General features: G+C 44.3%; 22 protein-coding genes, 1 tRNA gene and 1 pseudogene. 7 read left to right on the plus strand and 17 right to left on the minus strand.

The annotated features are described in order from the left end of the window. Positions 1-9 precede the first annotated feature (9 nt). Together C9991_RS15580 and C9991_RS15585 are read left to right on the plus strand one after the other, a co-directional pair. Positions 10-900, plus strand: a complete 891-nt coding sequence (locus tag C9991_RS15580; protein WP_232823376.1) for a YitT family protein — start codon at positions 10-12, stop codon at positions 898-900. 26 nt (positions 901-926) lie between these two features. Further along, a complete protein-coding gene (locus C9991_RS15585; protein WP_106813427.1) occupies positions 927-2,228 on the plus strand; it encodes an MATE family efflux transporter in 1,302 nt (433 codons plus the stop codon). A 1-nt stretch (position 2,229) separates the two neighbouring features. Here C9991_RS15585 and C9991_RS15590 read toward each other — a convergent pair whose 3' ends face one another. From C9991_RS15590 to rlmN, 12 genes are all read right to left on the minus strand, one after another. Next, positions 2,230-5,355 carry an efflux RND transporter permease subunit gene (locus C9991_RS15590; RefSeq protein ID WP_232823377.1) on the minus strand — a complete coding sequence of 1,042 codons (3,126 nt, stop codon included), beginning with the start codon at positions 5,353-5,355 and terminating at the stop codon, positions 2,230-2,232. 11 nt (positions 5,356-5,366) lie between these two features. Further along, positions 5,367-6,410, minus strand: coding sequence for an efflux RND transporter periplasmic adaptor subunit (locus C9991_RS15595; protein WP_232823379.1), 1,044 nt, complete (start codon positions 6,408-6,410; stop codon positions 5,367-5,369). Positions 6,411-6,537: 127 nt separating this feature from the next. Next, positions 6,538-7,452 carry a tRNA glutamyl-Q(34) synthetase GluQRS gene (gluQRS, locus tag C9991_RS15600; RefSeq protein ID WP_106813409.1) on the minus strand — a complete coding sequence of 305 codons (915 nt, stop codon included), beginning with the start codon at positions 7,450-7,452 and terminating at the stop codon, positions 6,538-6,540. 136 nt (positions 7,453-7,588) lie between these two features. Further along, positions 7,589-7,664 (minus strand) — tRNA-His (locus C9991_RS15605). Positions 7,665-7,951: 287 nt separating this feature from the next. Then, positions 7,952-8,359 (minus strand): preprotein translocase subunit SecG, encoded by a 408-nt coding sequence (secG, locus tag C9991_RS15610; protein WP_374220272.1) that lies wholly within the window; start codon positions 8,357-8,359, stop codon positions 7,952-7,954. Positions 8,360-8,447: 88 nt separating this feature from the next. Beyond that, positions 8,448-9,224, minus strand: a complete 777-nt coding sequence (locus C9991_RS15615; RefSeq protein ID WP_106813411.1) for a DUF8458 domain-containing protein — start codon at positions 9,222-9,224, stop codon at positions 8,448-8,450. Between the two features lie 81 nt (positions 9,225-9,305). After that, positions 9,306-9,779: an LptE family protein gene (locus tag C9991_RS15620; RefSeq protein WP_232823380.1), complete on the minus strand. Its 474-nt coding sequence runs from the start codon at positions 9,777-9,779 to the stop codon at positions 9,306-9,308. Between the two features lie 90 nt (positions 9,780-9,869). Further along, positions 9,870-11,216: a sigma-54-dependent transcriptional regulator gene (locus C9991_RS15625; RefSeq protein WP_106813413.1), complete on the minus strand. Its 1,347-nt coding sequence runs from the start codon at positions 11,214-11,216 to the stop codon at positions 9,870-9,872. 172 nt (positions 11,217-11,388) lie between these two features. After that, on the minus strand, positions 11,389-12,405 hold the full coding sequence (locus C9991_RS15630) for a lysylphosphatidylglycerol synthase transmembrane domain-containing protein (RefSeq protein WP_106813414.1): 1,017 nt from the start codon (positions 12,403-12,405) through the stop codon (positions 11,389-11,391). Between the two features lie 6 nt (positions 12,406-12,411). Continuing rightward, positions 12,412-13,602 (minus strand): PdxA family dehydrogenase, encoded by a 1,191-nt coding sequence (locus C9991_RS15635; protein ID WP_106813415.1) that lies wholly within the window; start codon positions 13,600-13,602, stop codon positions 12,412-12,414. Between the two features lie 40 nt (positions 13,603-13,642). After that, entirely contained in the window at positions 13,643-14,665 is a 1,023-nt protein-coding gene (locus C9991_RS15640; RefSeq protein WP_106813416.1) for a DUF4837 family protein, read from the minus strand. Positions 14,666-14,760: 95 nt separating this feature from the next. Then, complete coding sequence (gene rlmN / locus C9991_RS15645; protein WP_106813417.1) at positions 14,761-15,801, minus strand: dual-specificity RNA methyltransferase RlmN; 1,041 nt, start codon at positions 15,799-15,801, stop codon at positions 14,761-14,763. 248 nt (positions 15,802-16,049) lie between these two features. Here rlmN and C9991_RS15650 point away from each other — a divergent pair, with 248 nt between their 5' ends. The 3 genes from C9991_RS15650 (at position 16,050) to C9991_RS15660 (ending at position 19,905) form a co-directional block, all read left to right on the plus strand. Continuing rightward, a complete protein-coding gene (locus C9991_RS15650; protein WP_106813418.1) occupies positions 16,050-17,870 on the plus strand; it encodes a hypothetical protein in 1,821 nt (606 codons plus the stop codon). 20 nt (positions 17,871-17,890) lie between these two features. Next, on the plus strand, positions 17,891-19,315 hold the full coding sequence (locus C9991_RS15655; protein WP_157949510.1) for a DUF5723 family protein: 1,425 nt from the start codon (positions 17,891-17,893) through the stop codon (positions 19,313-19,315). A 374-nt stretch (positions 19,316-19,689) separates the two neighbouring features. Next, entirely contained in the window at positions 19,690-19,905 is a 216-nt protein-coding gene (locus tag C9991_RS15660) for a helicase associated domain-containing protein (protein WP_106813420.1), read from the plus strand. Positions 19,906-19,947: 42 nt separating this feature from the next. Here the strand turns inward: C9991_RS15660 and C9991_RS15665 are convergent, their stop codons facing one another. From C9991_RS15665 to mtaB, 3 genes are all read right to left on the minus strand, one after another. Further along, positions 19,948-20,739 (minus strand): gliding motility protein GldB-related protein, encoded by a 792-nt coding sequence (locus tag C9991_RS15665; protein WP_106813429.1) that lies wholly within the window; start codon positions 20,737-20,739, stop codon positions 19,948-19,950. A gap of 144 nt (positions 20,740-20,883) precedes the next feature. After that, a complete protein-coding gene (locus C9991_RS15670) occupies positions 20,884-21,894 on the minus strand; it encodes a glycosyltransferase family 2 protein (protein ID WP_106813421.1) in 1,011 nt (336 codons plus the stop codon). 23 nt (positions 21,895-21,917) lie between these two features. Beyond that, the gene (gene mtaB, locus C9991_RS15675) at positions 21,918-23,285 is read right to left on the minus strand and encodes a tRNA (N(6)-L-threonylcarbamoyladenosine(37)-C(2))-methylthiotransferase MtaB (RefSeq protein WP_106813422.1); all 1,368 of its coding nucleotides are present in this window, start codon (positions 23,283-23,285) and stop codon (positions 21,918-21,920) included. A gap of 377 nt (positions 23,286-23,662) precedes the next feature. On the opposite strand from mtaB, the gene C9991_RS16935 reads away from it, so the two are divergent. Beyond that, complete coding sequence (locus C9991_RS16935) at positions 23,663-23,827, plus strand: PG1828 family lipoprotein (RefSeq protein ID WP_198643837.1); 165 nt, start codon at positions 23,663-23,665, stop codon at positions 23,825-23,827. A gap of 87 nt (positions 23,828-23,914) precedes the next feature. Then, the gene (locus tag C9991_RS15680; protein WP_106813423.1) at positions 23,915-24,667 is read left to right on the plus strand and encodes a M15 family metallopeptidase; all 753 of its coding nucleotides are present in this window, start codon (positions 23,915-23,917) and stop codon (positions 24,665-24,667) included. Here C9991_RS15680 and C9991_RS15685 read toward each other — a convergent pair. Together C9991_RS15685 and C9991_RS17115 are read right to left on the minus strand one after the other, a co-directional pair. After that, complete coding sequence (locus C9991_RS15685) at positions 24,636-25,847, minus strand: sugar transporter (protein WP_106813424.1); 1,212 nt, start codon at positions 25,845-25,847, stop codon at positions 24,636-24,638. The genes C9991_RS15680 and C9991_RS15685 overlap by 32 nt on opposite strands. A gap of 46 nt (positions 25,848-25,893) precedes the next feature. Continuing rightward, a pseudogene (locus C9991_RS17115) lies at positions 25,894-26,006 on the minus strand (ISAon1 family transposase); the annotation flags it as partial.

Genomic DNA, 26,006 nt, shown 5'->3' on the forward strand with positions numbered 1-26,006 from the left:
AAAGAAACAATGGAGAAAACAACAGTAAAACTCCCAGGCAAGAGCCTCAAAAGCAATGCCAAGGACATGTTCTTCATCACATTCGGCATTTTTCTCTATGCCGTAGGCTATTGTGCATATACATTGCCTGAGAAATTGGTTATGGGCGGTGTGGCTGGTGCATCGGCACTTATCTACTATGCCACTAACATCCCTGCCGGTACATCTGTGCTTGCGCTTAATGTCTTGATGCTTGTCATTGCCATGTCGGCACTTACAAAGCAATTCTTCTGGCGCACAATCGTTGGTGTAGGCATATTGTCTTTCATGATTAGTGTATTGCAGCCTTTCTTTGCTACATTTCCTATTATGACTCCAGGCGAAGACAAATTCATGCATGTACTAATCGCTGGCGTTCTTTGTGGTGCAGGTCTTGGCATTGTATTCTCACACAATGGCTCTACTGGCGGTACTGATATCCTCACTATGTTGCTCAACAAGTACTTCCGTCTCAGCTTTGGACGTGCCATGCAGTTCGTAGACTGTATCATCATATCTTCGTCATACATCCTCTTCCACAGTATGGAGACCATCATATACGGTATTGTTTTCACTATCACCGCTACCGTAACATGCGACTATATTGTAAACGGTACACGACAGACCGTGCAGTTCCTTATCATCTCTAAGAAACATAAGGAGATTGCCGATGTTATCAATCACCGTGTTAATCGTGGCGTTACTGTTGTTGACGGAAAGGGATGGTATAGCCAAAACGATGTTAAAATGCTTATTGTGCTTACTCGTAAATACGAGTCACAGGATGTGTTCAACCTTATCAACGAAATAGATCCGGATGCTCTTGTGTCGCAGACTTTCTGTCACGGCGTATTCGGCGAGGGATTCGACAAGATTAAGTAAGCCCATAAGTTTAAGGCTACACAATGATGCAATCTATCGATCGTAAAATACTCAAAATAGCTCTTCCGTCTATTGTCAGCAATATAACGGTGCCATTGTTGGGACTTGTAGACACTGCCATATCTGGTCATATGGGGTCGGCTGTATACATAGGTGCCGTAGCTGTAGGCAGTATGATATTCAATGTTATATATTGGATTTTTGGCTTTCTACGTATGGGTACGAGCGGTATGACATCTCAAGCCTATGGCCAACGCAACCTCGATGGTGTGGCTTCATTATTAGCACGCTCCATCGTCGTTGCATTGGGCATAGCCTTTATTATAATCCTTTTACAGACTCCTATCTGCAATATTGCCTTGGCTTTTATCAATCCTGACAGCCCAACAGCTTTGGCTGCACGCACCTACTTCAGTATTTGTATATGGGGCGCACCGGCTATGTTGTGCCTTTACAGTCTTACGGGATGGTACATAGGCATGCAGAACACCCGCCTGCCTATGATGATAAGCATACTGCAAAATGTGGTAAACATTGTGGCAAGCCTACTGTTTGTCTATGCTTTGGATATGAATATAGAGGGTGTGGCTCTTGGCACACTCACAGCACAATGGTTTGCTATCGTTGTGTCGCTATTGCTGTGGACCAATACATACGCCAAGCGGTTGTTCCATCGAATTCGTTGGAACAACATTATCAATGGTGCTGCCATGCAACGCTTCTTCACCGTAAACCGCGACATCTTCTTGCGCACACTGTTTATTGTATCGGTCAACTTCTATTTCCTCTCTGCCGGAGCTGCCGAGGGTACTATTGTGCTTGCCGTCAACACTCTGCTTATGCAACTATTCACACTCTTCTCTTATGTTATGGATGGTTTTGCATATGCAGGAGAGGCGCTTTGTGGCCGACTGTATGGTGCAGGCAACCATCAGGAGTTTAACAAGACCTTGTACCGTCTGTTTGGTTGGGGCATAGCACTGTCTACTATATATACATTAGTATATGCCATAGGCGGTTCTGCCTTTCTATCATTGCTTACCAACGATGCTGAGGTTATAGCAGCCTCAACAAGTTATCTGCCTTGGGCTGTGTTCATACCGTTATGCGGCATGGCTGCCTTTGTATGGGATGGTGTGTTCATTGGCACCACATCAACACGCGGCATGCTATTGTCATCGGCCTTGTCTGCCCTACTCTTCTTCATCGTATACATATCATTGCGTTATCAACTGCACAACCATGCCTTATGGCTCGCCTTCCTTGTATATCTTGCGGCAAGAGGAGTGGCGCAGACCATTATCTTTAAACGTAGTCAACATTTATAGCTTACTTACCCTTATCAAACACCACTGTATACAGCACAGGCAGCACCGTGGCAATGAGCACCATGGAGATGAGCGTGCCAAAGAACACTACGGCTGCCATTGGCGACCATAGTGTATTGTTCTCGAGCATCATAGGCAATACGCCTACCGATGCTGCTGCAGATGTAAGGAATATCGGACGCATACGGCGCTCGCCTGCCTGAAAGGCAGCTTCTCGCACCGACAAGCCTTTATCTCTACGCAACTCTTCGGCATAGTCGAGCATAATAATGCCATTGCGCACCAATATACCCATCAAACTTACCACTCCCAAAATACCAGTTATGGACATATCATAACCCGTAATAAGCAGTCCTACAGCAGCGCCAAACACACATAACGACATCGACGACAAATTGACAAGGGCCAAGGATATGCGCTTGAAGTGGAATAGCAAAATAAAGAAGATTATAAACACGGCTATCAACACACCTGTAGATACCTGTGGCAACGTCTCTGTATCCTTCTCCAACATTCCACCCATATGCACCTCTACTTCCTTTGGCAACGACAACTTAGCCACACTTGCCTCCACTTGCTTTGCAAGACGGTCGGCATTATAGCCACGCATAGGTTCTGCCACCACCGAAATAGTGCGCACACCATTACGGCGCACTATGCAACCGTCTGTAAAGTCGGGCTTTATAGTGGCAAACTGTCGTAGCGGTACCGATGTTGTTCCACCCATAACGGGTATATATTCGTTACCTAACGATGTAAACTGGTTATTGTCCTTATGGTCGGTTTTCAGTACAACACCTACAGGATAGTCGCCTTCCCACAATGATGTAATAGGCACACCAGGACCATAATGCACGGCAAGACATGCCGTAAGCAGTGCCTTATTTATGCTGAGACGGTTCGATTCTGTTTCGTTTAGCGTTATGTTAACACCTGGTTGTGGCTCCTCAAAATTAGTTCTTACAAGCTGCAAGCCTTCTGTCTCACGCATGCAGGCAGCCACCTTGTCGGCAGCCTTACGTAATATATTAAGACTATCGCCACTTATACGTATCTCTACAGGATAGGCTGCATTGTTGTAGTCCATCTGTTTAAAGCGCACATAGGCATCGGGAAAATACTGGGCATAACGATCGGCATACTCGTCGAGCACTTTTGCAGTCGACTCATTATCTACAGTATTTACGATAAGCTGTGCAAAGTTAGTGCCTCCTATCTGCGGTGCATATGTCACGTTGAAGCGTGGCGAACCCTGTCCTATAAATGATGTTACAGCCGTCACTCTTTTATCTCGTTTTAGTATATGTTCTAACGAGTCTGTCACCTCGGCTGTGCGTTGGACTGTAGTGCCATTGGGCATAAATATCTCTACAGCAAACTGGTCGCGCTCCTCAAGTGGCATCATACGTTGTGGCACCATCATGAACAACATCACTCCAAACACAACAATACTCAATCCTGCTAACAATGTTAGTCTGGGATGGCGAAAGCATCTTGTAAGCAACCATGTATATCCGGCTTGCAGATAGTCGAGTGGCTTACGGCGACGATTGGCTGCGTTGTTCTCCTTTATACCCTCGTGTATAAAGGAGTATTGAAGATAAGGTGTGAGTATAAGCGATACCGTTAGCGATACACTTAAGATGATGAACATTGCCCACGGAAACGACTTAACAAAGTCGGCCATTTCGCCCTTCATAGTGAAGAGGAAAGGGAAGAATGTCAAGCTTATGGACAACGTAGCAGACAATACCGACATAAAGAACTCGCGTGGTGCTGCTATCGAGGCATGCCATCGCGACATGCCATGACTAAGTTTCTCCATATAGTTGTCTATGATAACAACCGAATCGTCTACAACCATACCGAGCGTTACGATTAATGCGGCAAGTGTAACTGTATTAAGCTCAAAACCGAATATATAAAAAATGCCCACCGAACTAAATATGGTTATAGGTATCGACATGGCTGACACTTCTGCTACACGACGCGGCATAAGCAACACAACGACAATGATTACGGATATAACGGATATCAGCAACTCACGAAGAAAATTTACAACAGACTCGCTCACCACCCTACTTTGGTCGGTTATTATGCTTAGACGCACCTCGTTTGGCAGTTCTTGCTTAAAGTCGTCTATTTGCTTGCGTACTTCCCTACCCATCTTTACAATGTCGTTACCAGGGCGCATCTCTACCGAAAGCAACACACATTTCTTGCCATTCGACTTGATGTACTTGTCCATCTGTGGATATTCGCGCACTATACGTGCAACATCTTTCAGGCGTATTACATCGCCTGTAGGTGTAGAATAAACAATCTGGTTTGCCACATCAAGCTCCGAATTATACGCATCGTTGATGTGTATAGGCGCTGTGGCAGAACCATCCTCTACCGATCCGCTATAAGTTGTCAATCCCTGCATGGCAAGCGAGTTGAGTATGGTGAACGACCCAATGCCATACTTTGCCATCTTTTGCTGGTCAAGATATACCGTAAGCTGCTCCATCTGCAATCCGTATGTGCGCAAATTGGAAATGGCATCAATACGGCGCAAGCGCGACTTTAGGTTGTCAAGATATTCTCTCAATTCGCGATAGGTCTTCTGTCCCGATTCTATAGTTATAAGCAATGCAGATGTTTCTGCAATGTCGTCTACAGCCTGAACAGCAGCCACCGATGATGGCAACTGCATCTTAAAAGCCGATAGACCATGCTTGAACTTCGACCAAAAGGCATCCTTGTCTTCTATATCAGCGTTCAACTCCACATATACTATAGCCATTCCGTCCTTAGTCTGCGAGTATGTTTTGTCCTTGCGCACCTCCTTGTAGCCAAACACAAAGTCTTCGAGTGGTTTTGTTACACGCTCTTCTATTTCCTGAGATGTACTGCCTGGACATACAGCTACTACGGCTCCCTGCCTAATGGTAAACACTGGCATCTCCTGTTTAGGCATATTCACAATTCCAGCCAATCCCATTACCACAAGCATACCCATAAGTAGGAGTATGATGTTGTGGTAGCACATTGCCGATTCTATAAAACTGCGCTTCATCAAACGATTTGGCTTACGCTTTATTCTGGCACGTATATGTTCGTGTAAATCTGTATCCTTCTTCATCTTGACAACTCCTAATTCTTAATTCTTAAGTCTTGGCCTTCGCTAACCTTCTGGCTTCCTTCTGTTATAACCTTGTCGCCTGCCTTTAGTCCAGAGGTTACGATGACACCTCCTTCAACAAAGTTGCCTATGATTATATACTGCTGATGTGCCTTTCCTGCTACAGCGAGCCATACAAAACGACGGTTGTCAGAATCTAACTTTACGGCATTAAGCGGAACTGCCAATGTTCCAACAGACAATTGCGACACCTCTGCCATTTCTACACTGCACACCATTTCAGGCATAAGTTTTCCGTCACTATTTACTATGCCAAGCTTCACGCTGTATGTATGCGATACGGCATTAGCTTCAACGCCTTTCTCCTTAACCACAGCCTCATAGCTCTTGCCACCCACTGCCTTTACGCTTACACGGGCTCTTGCACCCACCTTTATAGACGATACCTCTCCCTCAGGCACCGACATCTTTACGTCTACGCTCGATATTTCAACAAGTCTATATATCTGTTGACCTGCCATAACATTCATACCTCGCTCTGCTGTACGCTCGGATATAACACCCGAGAAAGGCGCCACAAGCGATGTGCGTTGCAATTGGGTACGTGCCAAACGTTCTGACGATTGTGCCTGTTCAAGCTTTGTTTGTATCTCTACCCAACGTATGTCCGACACAACTCCTTGCTTATGCAGAGGCTCAAACCTACGATAGGCATCTTCTGCCTGATGCAATGTGGTAAGCGTTAGCTGATGTGCGTCGCGCAATGTCACAGGGTCGAGTGTTGCAAGCAATTGTCCTTTAGACACATGGTCGCCTTGATCTACCATAAGTCTAAGTACATTGCCTGGCACCTCAAAGCTTAATGCTGTGCCCGAACGCTCTACTATACTACCTACATACTCGCTACTAACACCACTATCAGTACCGCCAACCGTAACAACCGATACTGCAACTGGTGCCTTAGGGGTATTATCCTTCTTGTTGCCGCATGCCCAAAGTAGCATCACTGCAACAATCAATACCGGATATAGAAATGCTAACGACTTGTTTTTCATATCTAACACAATCTTTTTTATTAAATATATGCCATTGGCAAACGTTATCAACAACAATGCAAAAGTACTATTTTTCCTAATAACACAAAAACGGAACACCACAAAAGTGATGCTCCGTTCTATTTTTTTATACCACGTCAATGATTATATCTTCCGTCCCTATCTTCCGCCAATCAAAGGTATCAATCAATTCCTGTGCCGATATCGGGGCTGATGTCTGGGTCAGTCTGGCTGCATGTGCAAGCATTCCTATTATCTGCTCTGCCGAATAACGCTCGCGCAACGATTCCATGTCAAGACTTTTGTCGCGCTTCGACAATCGCTGACCGGCTGTATTGCACAACAATGGCAGATGTATAAAGTCAGGAGAAGAAAAACCAAGTTGATTAGCCAAATATATCTGTTGTGGCGACGACAGTAGGAGGTCGCGCCCACGCACCACCTCATTTATGCCCATCAATGCATCGTCTACTACTACCGCAAGCTGATAAGCCCATGCCCCATCCTTACGGCGCACTATAAAGTCGCCGCATTGCACAGCAAGGTCTACTGTATGCATACCATAATGACCATCAGTAAAGCTAATCACTCCCTCGCCCACTGGCGGTACCTTCATACGTATTGCCGCAGGACCGCTGTGTATTCCAGATGGCAGATTACGGCATGTTCCCTTATATACCACTCTACCGTCACTCTCGTGTGGTGCCTGTGTTGCAAGAATATCGGCACGTGTACAATAGCATGGGTAGGTCATGTCTTGCGCTTTAAGCATTTGCAGATAATGCTCGTATATGTTGCCACGCTGGCTTTGATAATAAGGTCCTTCATCCCACTGCAGTCCCAACCACTCAAGGTCGTCCATTATCAAGTCTGCCCATTGTTGTCGAGAGCGTTGCGGGTCAATGTCCTCAATACGCAATAGCCACTCTCCGCCTTTCGACTTAGCCGAAAGCCATGACAGCAAAGCACTGAATACATTGCCCAAGTGCATACGCCCTGTAGGCGAAGGGGCAAAACGTCCTTTAATGTTATTGTTGTTCATACTGTATATACTCATATGATATTAATAGGAGGTACGGTAAATATATTGGTCGAGCCTGATTAATATACCGGACGAGCCACTGGGGAATATATATATGAAAAAAGGAAGTTCCTTTTATAAGAACTTCCTTCTTGTTGGGTGGCAGGTGGGACTCGAACCCACGACATTCAGAACCACAATCTGACGCTCTAACCAACTGAACTACGGCCACCATGATTAGTTTGCTTACTTGAAGATTTCGTTACTTCTTTAAAGCGAGTGCAAAGGTAACACATTTAATTTAAACCTCCAAATGTTTTGGCAAGTTTTTTCAAAAAAAGTTGCAAATAATTTATTTTACCCCTTTCATCTATTATCCTTACATTCGGTTGGTTTGCAATAAAAGGTTAGACGGATGGCATTACGAGATATTGCCCGCGTAATGCCATCCGTCTAACCTTTTATTCTACCCCGAAGGGTTTTGCTCACAATAGTATGTTCTATATGTTTAACCTAACCTTTAGTTGGCAGGCTGAGCTGGAGCTTGCTGAGCTGGAGCCTGAGCAGCACCGTTAGTAGCAGGAGTAGCCTGCTTTGCATCAGTAGCAGGAGCCTGCTGACTTGCACCAAAACCAGGTGTTGTGTTAGGATTAGTTGTCTGTGTCTCGGTTGCAGCCTTCTCCATAACACTTGTTTCAGTAGAAGAAACAGGAGCGAGGTGGGCACAGATAATGCTGAAAACTACAAGTGAGGCAGCGAGACCCCATGTAGCCTTCTCTACGAAGTCGGTAGTCTTGCGTACACCCATAATGGCGTTTGATGATGAGAAGTTTGAAGCCAAACCGCCACCCTTAGACTCTTGGATAAGTACGATGCCAATCATGAGCAACGATGCTATCACAATGAAAATTACGAATAAGATGTAAATCATTTTTATACTTATTATTTATTGTTTGTTATTTTGCTTGTCTTCTGTATATTTTACATAGCCTAAATAGGCGTAAACAGTATCTATCCTATTGCTTCACAACCTTCTCGTTGGCTATGAGTTTCTTTAAGAATCGAATTTGGTCTGCAAAGTAAGCATTTTTTTTTGGATAATTCAAATTTAATCGCTGAATTATTTCAAGAGCCTTCGAATATCTACCTTGTTTTATATATATTTTAGCCAAAGTCTCTGTAAAATAGCTTTCTTCGCCCTCGGCAGGCGTCTCTGCCGGTGTCTCAATCTCGGGTTTGTATGTTGGTTGTTCTTGCAGCTGAATCTTAGCTCCATCCTTGTTAAGGAAGTCGTCTATAAGGCTTTGCCCCTTAAGCTGTGGAGTTTGTTCGGCTTCCTTCTGCTCTTCATCGCTCTCTGTCTTCATAAGATAAGCCACATAGTCGACAGCAGCATCGGCAGGTGTAGGCTTTACCTTGCGTTGCTCATCGCCCTCGGTTGGTTCCGGATTAGAGTCGAGGAAATTGTCGATAATTGAAATAGTGCGGTTGACATCCACTTCCTTCTTTCGTTTGGCAGCCTCAGCAGCTTCTTCGGCAGCCTTTTCAGCCACAGTCTTTATCTTATAACGTGCTCCCTCAACCATATCAAACAGCAACCTACGGTCGGAAACATACAATGCTGCACGTCGCAGTTCATCGTCAAAGGCAGTATCATGCAGCAGATACATGTTCTTAAGCATTAGCAGACGCGCTGTCTGATAGTATGGATAGAGCGCAACAAGGCTTCGGAGTTCGTACAACGTCTCCTTGTTCATTAGCTCGGGCTGATTTATGAGTCGCACTAAATCCACGTCTTAAGATGTTTAAAGGTTTAATGTTTAATCGTTATTGCTGAATGTTTGATGTCTTACAACAGGCGAAGATGCAGCTTATTACCAGTTGGCAACTGTGGCATTGAATATCTGGTCGGCAAGATCCTTTACCATCTGTGTTACAAGTTCCTCTTGTACAGAGGCAAGACTTTGGGTTGTCTCGTACGACTTGCTGGCTGTGAACTGTCGCTCAAAGTCCTCGTTGTGATTGACGTTATTGGTAAATCGAACGTTTACTGTGATAGAAAGTTCAGTCTGTGCCGAGCGTCCGTCGGCTGCCACCGACTTGTTGCGTTGTGTATACTGTGTTATCTCGCCCTCTATCTTAAGGTCGCCACCACGCTTAACCTGTATAAGCTTGGTATGGTTGGCAAACTCATCCTTAAGTTGATTGTTGAACATCGGTCCCATAGGACCCCACACATAGCTAGAACGTATAGGGAAGTCGGCTATCTGTATGGTCTTGGTCTTGGTGTAGTCGATGCTTGCACCATTAAACTTATAGCCCTTGAATGCGCACGAGGCAGCCGTCATGGCCACAACGAGTACAAGTGCTATATATATATAATGTGTAAGATGATAACTTGTTTTCATTCTATAATGGTTTATTGAGGGTACAGCCCACTACTTTTCGAGTCCATACTGCTTAATGCGACGATAGAGAGTGCGGTCGGATATGCCCAACTCTTGTGCCGCTTTCTTGCGATTGCCATTGTTGCGTTCGAGAGCCATCTCCACAGCCTGACGTCCTATGTCACTCAGGTTAAGACTTTCGCTCTCACCAATGTTGATACTATCGGCATCGTTTATCTCTTCGGCCTCAGCCTCCTGATAAGGATCGAAGTGAGGATGTTCAGCATTGTTGAATGTATGCGAGCCATTGCGGTAAGTCTGCTGACCATTATCGTATGGATTAGCGGCATGTGCATACGGCTGTATAGCATGTGCGGCATCGGTGCCTATGCGTGTATCGGGCGAAGATAGCGAAGCCAACTGTCTATTAGCGGCAAACGAGTCGATAGCACGATTGTCGTCTATCTGCTTGCGCAGTGATGTTACCTCATGGCGCAACTCGCTAACGTTGCCACGTAGTTCGTAAAGTATCTTGTACAATATCTCGCGCTCGCTCTCGTACGAGTGAGCACCAGGTGTGGCTGTAGTTGTGAGCTCGGTGCTCTCCTGCCCGTTGGGGATAAACTTGCTCAGCATATCGGCGTTGATTTCGCGTTGCTGACTTAATACCGACATCTGTTCAGTGATGTTCTTAAGCTGGCGCACATTGCCAGGCCACTTGTATTTAAGCATAAGCGCCTTGGCATCCTCGGTAAGCGTAATACGCGGTATGCGGTATTTCTCTGCCATCTGCATCGTGAATAGACGGAATAGCAAAAGGATATCCTCGCCACGGTCGCGCAATGGAGGCATCTGAACAGGTATGGTATTGAGTCGATAGTAGAGGTCCTCGCGGAAGCGTCCCTCGGTTATTGCCTTATGCATGTTGACATTAGTAGCGGCAACAATGCGTACATCGGTCTTCATAACCTTCTGCCCTCCTACTCGAATGTATTCGCCTGTTTCAAGCACACGCAGAAGTCGAGCTTGTGTGGCTATAGGCAATTCGCCTACCTCGTCGAGGAAAATAGTGCCCTTATTGGCTATACCAAAATAGCCCTCGCTCTCGCCTATCGCACCAGTAAAGGAGCCTTTCTCGTGTCCAAATAGCTCGCTGTCGATAGTACCTTCGGGTATAGAACCACAGTTTATAGCAAAATATTTCTCGCGTTTGCGTGGCGAATTGTCGTGAATAAGTCGTGGAATAATCTCCTTTCCCACTCCACTCTCGCCCATAATGAGCACACTAAGATCGGTCGGCGCCACCTGCAAGGCTACGTCGAGAGCATGGTTCAAAGCATCGCAGTTGCCCACGATGTTGTACCGCTGTTTTATTCTTTGAAGTTCAGAAGTGTCCATTTGGTAGCAAAATTACATATAATTATTGAGAAAATGGCGATAAATCAGCACTTTTTCCTGTAAAGAAGTTAAATTATCTTGACGTGAAGGAAGGGAGAATACGATGTAATAAACAAACTCGACTCCGGCGATGGATAGTACCTATTCCATACTGATATCTTAAGGAATAGCTCTACTCTCTTGTTCTTCTGTTCTTCTTACTTAATGCACCCGGCGCCGAAGTTGTCTTTATCAGCAACAATCCTATACCTGTCCACACCAACTCGCGCACTCTTACAATAAGAGCCACGAATACACCCTGACTGGCTTTTAGTCCAAGACCTGCAGCCGACATAAGGAAACCGCCCTCCCTGCCACCAAGCTGCAAGGGAATAAAGAACAGGAGGTTGGCAAATAGAGATGTAAAGGCGAGGATAAGAATACAATCGGCATAGTTGGCAGAAGGCATGAGCACACGCAATACAAAGTATATCTCGGCTGTCGAACATATACGGCACATTAGCTCAAGTAGTACAGCCGACACAAACGTGCGACGGTTCTGATTGTGCAAAGCTGCTATCTGACAATCAACAGTATCTAACTGCTGACGATGTTGGTCGACAAAGCGAGTTGCCCAATTGCGCAAGCCTGGAACCGAACTAAGCAAACCAAGGGCACGATGGGCAAGTCCCTTGCGATAGCCTACTATGAAAAACCATAATCCAAGCAAGCAGAACAACGTAACAGCCGTTAGCAGTACACCCATAAAGACATCGAGTGGACGCACAACAAGGTAAAGCGCTACGGACAATAGCCAGAACCAGAAATGACTGAAGATATGGGTCATGGCAAAGAGTATGACCGATGACGATGCACGTTCGGCTCCGATGATTGGCGATAGCGACATAATGCGGTAGGGCTCGCCACCCAACAGACCACCTGGCGTAGCATAGTTGAGGGCAAAACCTGAGACTGTAATCTTATACAGCCACCAGAAACGTACTGGTGTTTTACCACCCGAATTAATGATGATGTACCACGATGCCGTGTTAAAGATATAAAGGAAAGCCCATAGCACAATAACGGCTACAGACCAATAACCAGCATGACACAGCCCACTCCACACCTGAGTGTAGTCGAGCTGTGTCAGCATGAGTATAAGAACAGCCACTCCGAAAAGGAAGAAGGCATTTTTATATTTTGGTTTCAATATCTATTATTCGTTTGTTACGGGTGCAGCCTGTGATGATTCAGCTGCAGGCTTGCTTTCTGCCATAGGTCTTGCGTTATCGTTTCTTGGTGCCTGCTTGCGGTCAGGTCTGAATCCTTCGCGCTTTTTAGGAATTGCAAAGCGCACCTTCTCACTCTCATCGCGCTTCTCATGATATAGCTTTTGCAAAGGATTAGCAAGTGGCTCATCATACTCGGCACGATTGCGCACAATGTCAATAGCCTCGAATATGGCATGACGCAAGGCACTCTCGTCGCTTATACCCTGTCCGGCAGCGTCGAAATCGGGAGTCTGTGCAGGTGCTGTACAAACAAGAGGCAGCGAGGCAACATAATAGATGCCGTCGTTCTGCATAAGCGTTGTAAATGGAATAACGGCCTGATCGTCGTACATTGCCAGTGTAACATCGAAGGCATCGTATATATTCTCGCCAAAATATTCGTCGGCAGCATATGGTCCGTAAACATTGATGCCTTCGTCGGCAGCCTTGCATACAGCCGGACCTATGATGTTCTTCTCCTCATCGCCATTGGCTGTAGAATTGAGTGCAAGCACACCGATGCGTGGATTTGACAGACGGAAGTCGCGCTTCATAGCCTCGTTAATAGTGCGCAACTTAGCCAGAAGCAAGTCTTCGGTGATGTGCGACGGAACATCCTTGATGGCGAGACCATCTGTAGCAAGTGCTATGCGCATCGACTCATTAATGAGCATCTTGATAGCCTTGGCTCCATCGCCGATGCTTGTCTCTGAGTATTGCTTAAGTCCACGATAGGTGAAGTTGGCATCCGACATGTTATCCGGATTTACCGGACAAGCCACAAGCACATCAAATAGCTGACTGCGGAAATCGGTCATAGCTCTATCGAGCGCCTTAAGCGCTGCCTCGCCCGACTCTTTTGTAGGTATACCAAGTTCTACCTTAACATCGTCGTCGAAACAAGCCAATAGATTAACACGTCCATCCTGTGCATCCTCAGCCTTATTTATAATACTGAAGTTGGCCTGTGTATCCATTGCCTTGCGATGATAGGCAGCAATCTTAGGCGAACCGTAAATGATGGGAGTACAAAGCTCCAGCATCTCTGGCTCGGCAAAGGTTTTAAAAATAAGCTCATATCCGATACCGTTGGTATCGCCATGCGTTATGGCAACGCGTATTTTTCTATCTTCCATTGTTTATATAATATGTGTATAAATAATATTTTGTGTACAGTTAGTCAATATGCTTTTTGCCCGGCAGATGCCTTATAGGCTCCAACCTTTTCTTTGCCTGTTGCTTGTGCGTGGCATATACTATTGCCTCAAGCTGCATGACAAGGTTGCGTTTCTGCTTTCCCGGTGCATAGACAAAACCTTCTACGGTGACAACATCACGAGGATAATAGCCCCATATAGAACGTGCCACAAGCGGTCCGCCCATAGCATCGCCATGCATTTGCCATAATCCACGCCATTCGTGTGTATATATGTCCTCCCGCTCGTCGTACTTATAGGTAACGCTACAGGCATTGTGCACGGTAGACATATACATAGAGTCGGTCTCGCCCTTGATATTTACCTGCATAACGCTATCGCGCTTGCCAAACGCATGCTTGTATATGCAGATGTTCTGCATAGCCGTAGGCGAATCGTTGGAAATCCAAATAAAGTCCTTGCCACGCTTGCACGATGTCATGTCGGCTGGGATAGGTATATCGAAACCAAACATCCTCTTTACTTCTGCCTCCATGTTGGGATTGTGCTTGCGCCTTATCATCTGCGTATAGGCTTTAAGCTCGTGTTCCTTTAGACGTGCCGTCAACTGCTTGGCATATCCTTGAAGAGCTATGCCTTCTGTTGTTGTGTCGCATAGACATTGTGCGGACGGAGCACATATTAGCGCTATAAGCTGAGGCTCGGCATAACGGTTGTTATACCATTTAATGCGCAACTTGTCGTATTTCTTGGGATTGACATCCACAATTATCAGCGAACGTGCATAGCGCAATACTCCCTTTAGAGCCTCTGAGGGCTTGATATTGGGCTCGCTAACATCGAACATTGGTTCGGGTTGCGGCAGTCCTTCAATCTCCACACTTAAAGCTTTGTACAAGATACTATCCGCATCGCCCACAACTGTTACCTCAAAAGGTCGTCCGCCACTGGCTGGCAACATACTCTTGCGACCATTGCAAGCAGCAAGGACAAAACTTAGAAAGGCCAAAAGGGCGAAATGCAAACTTCTATATCTGTACATAATAAACCGTATGTATATATGACTTTATTAACAATCGTCACACATCATCCCCTCCCTATGTAGGAGTGCTCAAGAGTGGAGCTGTTTTCTATCTTCTACTTCCTTTCTTCCTCTATTGTCTTAGCTGTAGACAGCAGTCCGCATGCCGCAAATATGTCCTGTCCACGACTTGCACGTATCGTTGTGATAATGCCATGGTTGTTGAGATAATCGCGGAAAGTCTCCATCTTCTGCTCGTCGCATCCCTCAAGATCTACATTAGGAATTTTGTGGAAACGTATGAGGTTGACACGACAGAACAAACCCTTTGTCAGTTTTACTATCTCGCGGGCATGAGTCATCGAGTCGTTTACACCACGGAACATAATGTACTCGAACGACAGGCGACGCTGATGTGTAAAGTCGTACTGGTGCATAAGGTTTATTACCTCAGTAATAGACATGCCGCGTTCGGCAGGCATAAGCATGGCACGCTGCTCGGGTATGGGCGAGTGCATGCTGATAGCCACATGACACTCGCTCTCGTCGAGGAATCGCTTAAGCTTGTTCTTTACACCCACGCTACTTACTGTTATGCGCTTGGGGCTCCATGCATAGCCATAATCAGACGTAAGCACCTCTGTTGCCTTAAGCACATTATCAAGATTGTCCATAGGCTCGCCCTGACCCATAAACACAATGTTGGTGAGCTTGTCGCGTTCGGGCAGCGAATATATCTGGTTGAGAATGTCGGCTACAGTAAGATAACCCTCAAAACCCTGTTTGCCTGTTTGGCAGAATAGGCAATTCATCTTGCAACCCACCTCGCACGACACACATAGTGTGGCACGGTCGTGATCGGGTATATATACGGTTTCCACATGCTTGCCCGACGCTGTGGGGAAGAGATACTTTATTGTACCGTCCTTAGACTTCTGGCATTCGATGTGCGGCATACAGCCTATAGTGTACTCGGCAGCAAGCTTGTCGCGGTTTGCCTTTGATATGTTGGTCATGTCGTCTATCGACATCACGTGCTGAACATATAGCCACTTGGCTATCTGACCACCGGTAAAGGCGGGCATACCGAGCGACTTGGCCACTTCCTTAAGTTCGTAAAGCGATAGTCCGAGTAATGTTTTCTTATTTTCTGTCATATATTTGTTGGCATTATTTATGCAAAGTTACTGAAAGTCTTGCACATAACGACATCCTTGTGCGTTTTTTTTGAATTGCATAGCAATATACAGAAATAATTCTTTATTTTCTTTGTCATTTATTTTATTTTGTTTACATTTGCAAACAAATAAAATAGTAATGTTCAAATACAAAAACTACCCCTACAACAGGACTTACTGTTTTAAAACTAAATAGCTTAATTTTTAACATCAAAACATAATATTCTATGAAGAGTGACATCAACAAATCAAAGATGTTGGTATGTCTGCTGTCGTGCGGTATGCTTACCTTAGGCACAGGATGTACTGACAATGATTTCGACTTGTCGAAAATCGACACTACTATTGGTATTGGTGGCGACGAACTAACGTTGCCTACCAACAGCACAGAGAACATCATGCTTGACGATGTACTTGAGCTGAACAACAGCGACTTGGTATATATTGCCGAGAATGGCGACTATATGTTCAAGAAGGAAGGCGATGATTGCGCTCCGGCTCACCCATTGGTTGACAAGGTAAACGTAAGCCAGACCAACATCAAAAACTTGAAGATTGAGGTAACTGTTCCTTCTTCGGTGCTGCTATCGGCACGCAAATCACCAAGCCGACTAAAGAAGATTGACGAGGTTAAATCGGGTGGCAAGGTGGCCGAATTTGAATACGTAGGCAAGACTCCTAAGGAAATAAAGGAGATTACATCGGCTGGCGTTTCGGCTGACGTTGTTATCAATATCAACCTGACCGACGAGCTGAAGCAGTTTATTCCTACTTTCAAGACGCTCACTATGCAGATTCCGTCGTACATGCACCTTAACGTTACATCGTGCTCGGAGAAGAACTACAGCTACGACAAGAATACAGGCAAGATTACACTTTCAAACGTTAAGACTGCCTCGCCTATCTACATCAAGGGTATGATTGACGTTCTCGACTTCAAGACCAAGGGCACAAACACCAGCAAGCTTACATTTAAGCCAGGTGTAGGCAATGCAGACGGCACCGTGGACATGAAGGGCGAGATTGAGACAAGCATTGTATTTGACGAGGTGAACGCTACTGCAGGCACCGTTCCTACAAACATGTACTTATCGGCAAAGATGACAATGGGCAAGATAACCATTAACAGCGCTAAGGGTAAGTTTGACCCAGAGATTGACTTGGGCGACCTGGGTAATATTGAGATTAACGATGTGCCCGACTTCCTTACAGGAGACGATGTGCATGTAAACCTATACAACCCGGTTTTAGAGTTGGAGATTAACAGCGACATTGCCATAGCCGGAACGCTTAAAGGCAACATCGTGGCTAAGGACAAGAACAACAAGACTATTGCCCAGGTGGCCATTCCGACAATGAACATCAAGCCTAACGCCACTACACGTATCTGTATATGCAAGTATCCTAACGAGGTGGACAAGTCTAAGTATGATGAGGTGAAGAAGGTAGACAACCTGTCGGACATCTTGGCTACAATACCTAAGACTATACAGTTTGAAGCCGACGCTAATGCAGACGCTACAAAGGAGGCCGAGATAAAACTGGGACATCAATATACCATCACTCCTAAATATAATGTGTCGGCCCCGTTGGCTTTTGACGCCGGTGCGCAGATTACATACCGCGACACTCTTGACGGATGGAACGACGATATCAAGGACTGTGAATTGGCTGAAGGCTCGTACATAGAGCTGAAGTCGGACATTGAAAATAAGCTTCCAGCATACCTGAAACTTAGCTCTAACGCTATAGATGTTGACGGCAACGAGATTGCTAAAGAACTTATCGAGGTAAAGGTTTCTAACATGATTGAGGCTTCGACCGATGGTACAACCGCCAAGACTACTCCTGTAACCATCACAATAAGTGAGAAGAAGAAGGGTATGCTGAAGAAGGTGGACGGTCTGACATTCAAGATTGAGGTGGCTGCCGACGACAATGGAAACAATCCTATCGTAGGAAAAACTATCAACGCTTACAACCACACCATCACAGCAAAGAATATCAAGGTGAAGCTTGTTGGAAAGATAATTGCTGACTTTAACTAACCTCTACACAACTCGATTTTATGAAAAGATTAGGTAAATATATACTCGCCGCTACAATGACCTCGGTCTGCGGCAACATGATGGCACAAGGACTCAACTCGGGATACTTTACAGACGACTATAAGTTCCGCCATACAATGAACCCGGCATTTGAGAACGAGCAGAACTATGTGTCGCTGCCAGCTCTCGGCAACTTGAATGTACGCACTCAAGGCAATTTTGGATTGGGCGATGTGATATTTGACAATCCACGATATGGTCTTGACAGCGACAAGAACAAGACTACATTCATGAACCCATACATCTCTACAAGCGAGGCTCTTAAGGGTTTCAACAAGGGCGACAACTGCATCAACGCTGATGTGGACATCACATTGCTGTCGGCTGGATTCAAGGCTTTTGGCGGATACAATACTATTTCTATCGATGCCCGAACCAATATCGGCATGTCGCTACCTTACGAGCTGTTTGAGTTTGCCAAGAACACCGGCAACAAGACATACGAGATGAACGACATCAATGTGCACACTCAGTCGTTTGTACAGCTTGCTTTCGGCCACTCACGCAACATAGGCGACAAGCTTAGAGTAGGCGCTAAGGTTAAGTTGCTGTTCGGTGCCGCACGCGGCGACTTGCAAATAACCAACCTACGTGCCGACCTTACTGGCGAGAACAAGTGGACTATGTCGGGCAAGGCTCTTGCCAACGTGTCGATGAAGGGATTTGCATATCAGGAAAAGGAAAAAGAATACAAGCAAGACAATAAGGGCACATACCGCTATGTAAACGATGTTGATGTCGATGGTGCCGGAGTTGGCGGATTTGGTATGGCTTTCGACCTTGGTGCAGTATACAAGATTAACGACGACTGGACCGTAAGCGCCGCTCTTATCGACCTTGGCTATATCAACTGGAGCAACAATATGCAGGCTGTAAACAAGCAGCAGACTTTCGAGTTTGACGGTTTCCACGACATAGCTGTAAAGAAGAACGACAACAACGGCAACCAGAAACCTAACTCGTTTGCAAGTCAGGGCGACAGCTATTCTGACCAGCTTGCTAACTTTGCCAACCTATCTGACGACGGCGACAAAGGCAGCCGCTCAACTGGTATAGGTGCTACACTTAACCTGGGTGGCGAGTATACTTTCCCGTTGTACCGCAAGCTGCACTTCGGTTTCCTTAGCTCTACACGCTTCAATGGCAAGTATACTTGGACTGAGGGCCGCCTTAGCGCCAACGTGGCTCCGCTGAAATGGATTGACGGTGGCGTGAACTTTGCCGTTAACAGCTTTACTGCAAGCTGCGGATGGATTCTGAACATCCACCCAAAGGGTATGAATATCTTCGTAGGTATGGACCATATCGTGGGCAAGACAAGCAAGGAATTTATTCCGCTTAGCTCTAACGCAAGCGTGAACCTCGGCTTTAACGTTGCTTTCTAACAGAATTCTCGTTAAAGGATTTTTTATGGCTTAAGCAATGAGGCAAAGCTCGGATTTGCCTCATTGTATTTGCAAAAACAAAATTATACCGTTCGTTCAGGGAGCTGCCCTGGACGAACGGATATTATAACCAATATGCCCTGAAAGGCTGTATATTCCATGAATTCGAACATTTTTATTCCATATATTCAAGCAATATTCAACGGCACAAAGTAAATTATATTAAATTGGCAAGTAAATTATATTAAATTGGCAAGTAAATTATATTAAATTGGCAAGTAAATTATATTAAATTGGCAAGTAAATTATATTGCTTTTTAAAAGCGAATAATCTTACAAATCGACATCATCCAATTATATTTACAACAATCATTATGACAAAAAGAGAAGAGAATTGGCTCAACAGATACGAAGCCTTGAAAAACTATATTGAAGAGCACAAACAACTGCCAGACAAGAAGAAGGTGGAGAATCGAGGCTTGCTTAACTGGTGGAAATATAATAAGAAATGTATGAAACAAGGAACCCTTGACGACGAGAGAGTGAGGATGCTGACCGAACTTAGCAACATGCGAAACATCAAGCAATAAAATCTTGCTATATAAAAAACAGAACACTTAAGTCAGACTAAATCAAAATTTGTCCGACTCAAGTATGTCCTTAACAGTCAACTTAGAATGACTCTTGGCGTATTGTTCCACTATAGCAGTATACTTGGTGCTGAACACCTTCTTGCCAAGCAACCAGTTGACCGACCACATTATCTTGCCAATGTGAAGATCGCGCTCGTATTGCGAGCGGGTTTCATTGTTCTTCAACGGATACATTCCCAAGAGATAGAAACTCATACAATCGGGCACAATATACTCACGTGTCATTAGCTTGCGCTGGTCCTCAGTATAAAAGCGGCTGTATAGGGGATAATCCTTGCCAAGATACTTGTCAAGAGAGATGCCAATGGAATTGTTGCCTATAATAACACTTTGGTCCAACGCACCTATCTGAGTGTAGATGACAGGCATACGCATATTTGGGCAAAGCTTCTTCAACTTCTTGAAGGCAGCGCTAAACTGCTTGTTTACATCGTTCATATTGGCATACTGCAACTCGGCATCGGCTATGAGCGACTGCAAAATTGTGTCTTGGTAGAAATTAAGAAACTTGGAATTTATCTCAGGGTCGTTAACCTCGCCTAAACGAAGCACATCCTCGATAAGTGTACGGGTTTCCATAGAATATTCAATATTCATCTGCTGAAGAGCAGAGAAATCGCCTGTGGTAAGATAACGGCTTTGAAGACGGTCATAACGCTGAATTTCGACAAGCATTGTCTGACTGTCTTCACCATATTGCTTCAACTTCAATTCGCAAGCGGTTGAAGCCAATAATATAACGGTTACTATAATTAGATATATCTTTCTCACAATAGGCAAATACTGAATATTCTTTTGCAAAAATACTAAAAAAGTTTTTAAAAACAAAGTATTCAGCTAAAAAAGTTAAACGTCAAGCCTAATTTTGACGTTTAACTTTTAAAAATTTATAAACTCATACTGTTTATTCAGTTTTTATTTGTAAGTATGCTTGCCCTTGACATAATACATCCAAAGGATGCTATAGGGTTTGCGCATCTTACAGGACTTATCTACACGGCGTGCCTGTATGCGCTTGCGGTCTTCGGCAAAATCGGACCGCCATGCCTTAAAGGCACGACGACCACGCAACACAGCTCGAAACTCTCCCCAATTGCGGTCTAACAAAAGCGACTTGAAGGCTGCCACATAGTCGAGCCAGAACCTAACTCGCATTACATGACGTAATTCTTGCTCGGGCAGATTCTTGTATAGCATGGTTAGATTGTTGCGAAAATTGAGATAGGTCTTCATAGGATTGCCCTTTGGAAGCGTTCCGCCTCCTACATGATATACCACACTTTGGGGTACGCAATATATCTTACGGCCAAAACTGCTTAGACGCCAACAAAGGTCTATCTCCTCGCAATGAGCAAAGAATCGGCCATCAAGAGCACCTGCATCCCAATAGTCGGCACGACGTATCATCAATGCGGCTCCAGTGGCCCAAAGCACTTCGGCAACATCATCATACTGACCTTTATCCTTTTCTACCGTATCAAATATGCGACCACGACAGAATGGATAGCCATAACGATCAAGATAACCACCACTGGCACCAGCATATTCAAACATATCACGAGTATGCTCGGCACGCAACTTAGGCTGGCAAGCTGCCGCTTCAAGATGAGCATCCATAAACTCAACAAGCAAGTTAAGCCAGCCTTCGGTTACCTCTACATCACTATTCAAAAGCATATAATACTCGTTGTCTACCTGCTTAAGAGCACGATTGTAGCCTTCTGCAAAACCGTAGTTCTTGTCAAGAACTATGGTCTGGACAGAGGGAAATTCATCGCGAAGCAACTGCAAAGAGTTGTCGGTGGATGCATTGTCGGCTACAATAATGTCGGCTACATCCTGCGAGTGCTCTATAACAGACGGCAAGAAACGATGCATCATTTTGGCACCATTCCAGTTGAGTATAACAATAGCAACTCTCTTCATAACGAACCGGTGTTTACTGTCAACTAAATTATCTCTGCCTTAAGTGCCGAATGATCATGATTGAATCCGCCAAGACGCACTCGGATTAGCTTGTTGTCATATTCGTCGCAAGCCTCACGCGGCGACAATTCTACACGTATGTAGTTGTCGGTGAATCCGTGCATAGACTTTCCGCGAACAGCCTTCTCAAACAATACTTCACGCTCTGTACCGATATAACGTTCGTAGAATTCGATACGCTTCTTCTCGCTTAGCTCGAGCAACTGTTTGCTGCGCTGCTTCTTGTCGGCATCATTTACTATATAAGGTATGCGGAGGGCTGCAGTTCCAGGACGCTCACTATAAGGAAATACATGCAACTGGGTTACATCTACATCTTCAAGGAAGTCGTAACACTCGGTAAAGCACTCTGGTGTCTCACCACGGCATCCCACCATTACGTCTACACCAATGAAGGCATCAGGCATACGCTCCTTGATAAGAGATATCTTATGGGCAAATAGAGCTTTGTCGTAACGACGATGCATCAAGCGCAACACCTCATCACTACCACTCTGCAAAGGAATGTGGAAGTGAGGCATAAAGGCTCGGCTCGTGGCACAAAAGTTGATAAGCTCGTCGGAAAGAAGGTCGGGCTCCATCGAACTGATACGATAACGCTCTATACCTTCTACTTGGTCAAGGGCCTTAACAAGATCTACAAAGCTTTCGCCTGTAGTTTTGCCAAAGTCGCCTATGTTTACACCTGTCAATACAATCTCTTTTCCTCCCTCTTCAGCTGCCTGTTGAGCCTGTGCCACAAGCGAGTCAATAGACGGATTACGCGAGTTGCCTCGGGCGTAAGGGATAGTACAATAGGTGCAGTAATAATCGCAACCATCCTGTACCTTCAGGAAGTAACGGGTACGATTACCACGAGAACATGATGGGGCAAACGACTTTATGTTCTTGGTCTTAACCGAAAAGAACTGATGAAGCGAGTTATTTTCATTACTCTCACTCATTTCACGCTCCGATTCCTTAGCTGTCCAAGCATCACTTAAGAACTGAATAAGGTCGGCTTTCTCGTTTGAACCAAGAACCAAATCAACACCTTCTATCTTGCTGACACGCTCAGACTCTAACTGGGCATAACATCCTGTTACTACAACAAAGGCTCCTGGATTCTCGCGAACCATTCTATGTATGGCCTGTCGACATTTATGGTCGGCCACTTCTGTTACCGAACATGTGTTAATAAGACAAAGGTCGGCTTTCTCGCCTTCCTGTACACCTGTTACGCCAAGCTCCATCAACATCTTGCCAAATGTTGAGGTCTCTGAGAAGTTAAGCTTGCAGCCAAGGGTATAGTAGGCGGCTTTCTTATTCTGGAATACTGCTGTATTTATCATCTAATATATGTATATATATAATATGTATCTTGTTTGGTGACTGCAAAGTTACTCAAAATTATGTTACTAATCACACCTTGCACTTATTTTTACACTAATAAGCATTCCTTTAGTTTACCTGTAAGCTCTATACATAGCCTTTTGTGCGCACACAAAAACATCTAAAAACATTAAATTTAAGCTATGATCAATAGCTAATAAAAACATTAACATTTATTCACAGTCTGTATATTATTGATTTTCAATGATTTATAAGATGGTTACAAAATAGTCGAAAAAAAAACCTTAAAACATTAACGCGGTATCAAAAAAATACTTACCTTTGCAATGTTTTAATAAACAAATGATTGTTTTACAGATTTAAAAAGCAAAGAAAAATGAAGAAATTAGTTTTAATGTTCGTAGCTATCGCAGCTATCTCTTTCGCATCTTGTGGTAACAAAACAGCTGCTCCTGCAGCAAACGCTGACAGCGATACCGTTCAGGTAGCTGACACAACTGTTGACACAACAACTGTTGCTGATACTACAAATGCTCAGTAATTCGATAGTTCGAACAGAAAAATGAGAGATTAACCGCTGACCTTCGGGTCGGCGGTTTTTTCGTTTATATAACAATCTACTATATCTATGACAATTAAATATAATAAACTTGAAACGGTTGCCTCGGTTGCTACAACTTTCTTTATTACAAATGCAACCTTTACAACTACAGCACAGGCCAAGACTGTAACGAAAACACTTGAACTCTGGCATGTTGGTGCTGTTGTTAGCTATGATGAGGTTAAGACATTCGGCATAGGCAACTGTTTCACACAACATAATATTGACAATGCTCTCTTCAAACGCATCTACGGCAAGTCGTTCAAACACAATTGTACTATCAAACGTACTGAGTTGCGCTATCTACACCTACTACATTATACTATAGATGGACGCATAAAGCTTGGCGAAATGATTTGCCATAAGGATGTGGCTGACGATCTTATTAGTATCTTCAGACAACTATTCGATGCAAAATATCCAATAGAACGAATGAAACTCATCGATGATTATAACGCAGATGATGTCACGTCTATGAACCATAACAACACTACATGCTTCAACTATCGGGTTGTGGCAGGATCTAAGAAGTTGTCTAGCCATAGTATGGGCAAGGCTGTAGATATTAATCCATTGTACAACCCATACGTTAAACGACGTGCAGATGGCTCTTATAAAATAAGTCCTGAAACGGGACGCAAATATGCCAACCGCTCCAGGAACTTTAAATATAAGATAGATAAAGACGATCTAGCTTATCGCCTATTTACTAAACACGGATTTCGTTGGGGTGGAAATTACCGATCACTTAAAGACTATCAGCACTTTGAAAAGTACTAAGCTGACGCTCTCTACGGCGCATATTTTGAAACAATCGTAAGGCACAATACAACGATGCCAGAATACCTATAAAACCTCCTGCATAACCAATATAGGATACAGAAGTGTTACTTACCACTAAGCCACCTATATATGCGCCACATCCTATTCCAAGATTGAATATTCCAGAGAATATAGACATTGCAATAGACGTTGCTTCTTTAGGCGCAAAACGTATCGTATTGTCCTGGAAAGCGATGTTAAACGCTGTTGCCATAGCTCCCCAAAAAATACATACTAATATCATTGTAAACATACAAAAAGCTGCTACTTGCATTAATATCAAAGATAAGGCTGTTCCAAATGTTACAACAAATATAAAGCGATAGCGATTGGACATATAATATTTTGAGAAAGCTATACTACCTAACATTCCTGATGCTCCAAAAAACACAAGAGTTGCGGTTACAACATCTTGTGGCATATTTGCTATCCTTCCCAAAAATGGTTCTATATAACTGTATCCAGTATAATGGGCTGTGGCAAAAAGAACTGACATTACAAATACGCCTACAAGCACCTTATTGTATAATAAAATAGGTAATTTCTTTACAGAGAACTTTCCACGACTCTCAAGCCTTGGAAATACCATAGCTATTAATACAAATATTGATGCTGCAATAACACCTAAACAGAAGAAAGTCATTCGCCATCCAATATATAGACCTATCACACGTCCAAGCGGCAAGCCTATTACCATAGCTACAGAGGAACCCGTAGCAATAGTGCTTAATCCAAGTGCTCGCCTACCATTAGGAACTATTCGTACAGCAAGAGGCGATGCAATAGACCAAAAGATTGCATGGGCGCAAGCCACTCCAATACGTGAAAGCATAAACATATAATAACCATCTGCTATTGCTGATATTATATGACTGACAACAAACAATGCTGTAATACCTAATAACAACCGCTTTAACTCCATCTTTGAAACCAGAATCATAAGTGGCAACGACATTAAAGCCACTACCCATGCATATACTGATATTAATAGTCCAGCACGAGTATCACTGATATTTAAATCAAAAGCAATATCCGTCAGAAGTCCTATGGGCATAAATTCTGACGTATTAAACACAAAGACAGCAAATGTTAGACCTATTAAGGGTAACCAAGAAGTAAATGAGTTTTTCAATTGCATTATTATAAAACGTGTTATTGTTGTCCTAAAACGGGTCAGTGGAAATTTAGTGGGGATAAGCATAAATCTTTGCAAGTCGATACAGAAAGAACTTTTCATCAACGATACCCCTTAGTGATGCTCTGAAGGCTTTGATTTTCGCATTAAAGGATTCAGCTG

The organism is Prevotella merdae, from assembly GCF_900290275.1.
Lineage (GTDB): Bacteria > Bacteroidota > Bacteroidia > Bacteroidales > Bacteroidaceae > Prevotella > Prevotella merdae.

What these genes read in the sequence shown, in the direction of transcription:
- C9991_RS15590 (WP_232823377.1), bottom strand. Translation starts at nt 5,355, where the DNA reads ATGAAGAAGGATACAGATTTACACGAACATATACGTGCCAGAATAAAG.
- C9991_RS15635 (WP_106813415.1), bottom strand. Translation starts at nt 13,602, where the DNA reads ATGGAAGATAGAAAAATACGCGTTGCCATAACGCATGGCGATACCAAC.
- C9991_RS15650 (WP_106813418.1), top strand. Translation starts at nt 16,050, where the DNA reads ATGAAGAGTGACATCAACAAATCAAAGATGTTGGTATGTCTGCTGTCG.
- C9991_RS15670 (WP_106813421.1), bottom strand. Translation starts at nt 21,894, where the DNA reads ATGAAGAGAGTTGCTATTGTTATACTCAACTGGAATGGTGCCAAAATG.
- C9991_RS15580 (WP_232823376.1), top strand. Translation starts at nt 10, where the DNA reads ATGGAGAAAACAACAGTAAAACTCCCAGGCAAGAGCCTCAAAAGCAAT.
- C9991_RS15685 (WP_106813424.1), bottom strand. Translation starts at nt 25,847, where the DNA reads ATGCAATTGAAAAACTCATTTACTTCTTGGTTACCCTTAATAGGTCTA.
- C9991_RS15680 (WP_106813423.1), top strand. Translation starts at nt 23,915, where the DNA reads ATGACAATTAAATATAATAAACTTGAAACGGTTGCCTCGGTTGCTACA.
- C9991_RS15660 (WP_106813420.1), top strand. Translation starts at nt 19,690, where the DNA reads ATGACAAAAAGAGAAGAGAATTGGCTCAACAGATACGAAGCCTTGAAA.
- C9991_RS15625 (WP_106813413.1), bottom strand. Translation starts at nt 11,216, where the DNA reads ATGGACACTTCTGAACTTCAAAGAATAAAACAGCGGTACAACATCGTG.
- rlmN (WP_106813417.1), bottom strand. Translation starts at nt 15,801, where the DNA reads ATGACAGAAAATAAGAAAACATTACTCGGACTATCGCTTTACGAACTT.
- C9991_RS15640 (WP_106813416.1), bottom strand. Translation starts at nt 14,665, where the DNA reads ATGTACAGATATAGAAGTTTGCATTTCGCCCTTTTGGCCTTTCTAAGT.
- C9991_RS16935 (WP_198643837.1), top strand. Translation starts at nt 23,663, where the DNA reads ATGAAGAAATTAGTTTTAATGTTCGTAGCTATCGCAGCTATCTCTTTC.
- C9991_RS15585 (WP_106813427.1), top strand. Translation starts at nt 927, where the DNA reads ATGCAATCTATCGATCGTAAAATACTCAAAATAGCTCTTCCGTCTATT.
- C9991_RS15655 (WP_157949510.1), top strand. Translation starts at nt 17,891, where the DNA reads ATGAAAAGATTAGGTAAATATATACTCGCCGCTACAATGACCTCGGTC.
- gluQRS (WP_106813409.1), bottom strand. Translation starts at nt 7,452, where the DNA reads ATGAACAACAATAACATTAAAGGACGTTTTGCCCCTTCGCCTACAGGG.
- C9991_RS15595 (WP_232823379.1), bottom strand. Translation starts at nt 6,410, where the DNA reads ATGAAAAACAAGTCGTTAGCATTTCTATATCCGGTATTGATTGTTGCA.
- mtaB (WP_106813422.1), bottom strand. Translation starts at nt 23,285, where the DNA reads ATGATAAATACAGCAGTATTCCAGAATAAGAAAGCCGCCTACTATACC.
- C9991_RS15620 (WP_232823380.1), bottom strand. Translation starts at nt 9,779, where the DNA reads ATGACGGCTGCCTCGTGCGCATTCAAGGGCTATAAGTTTAATGGTGCA.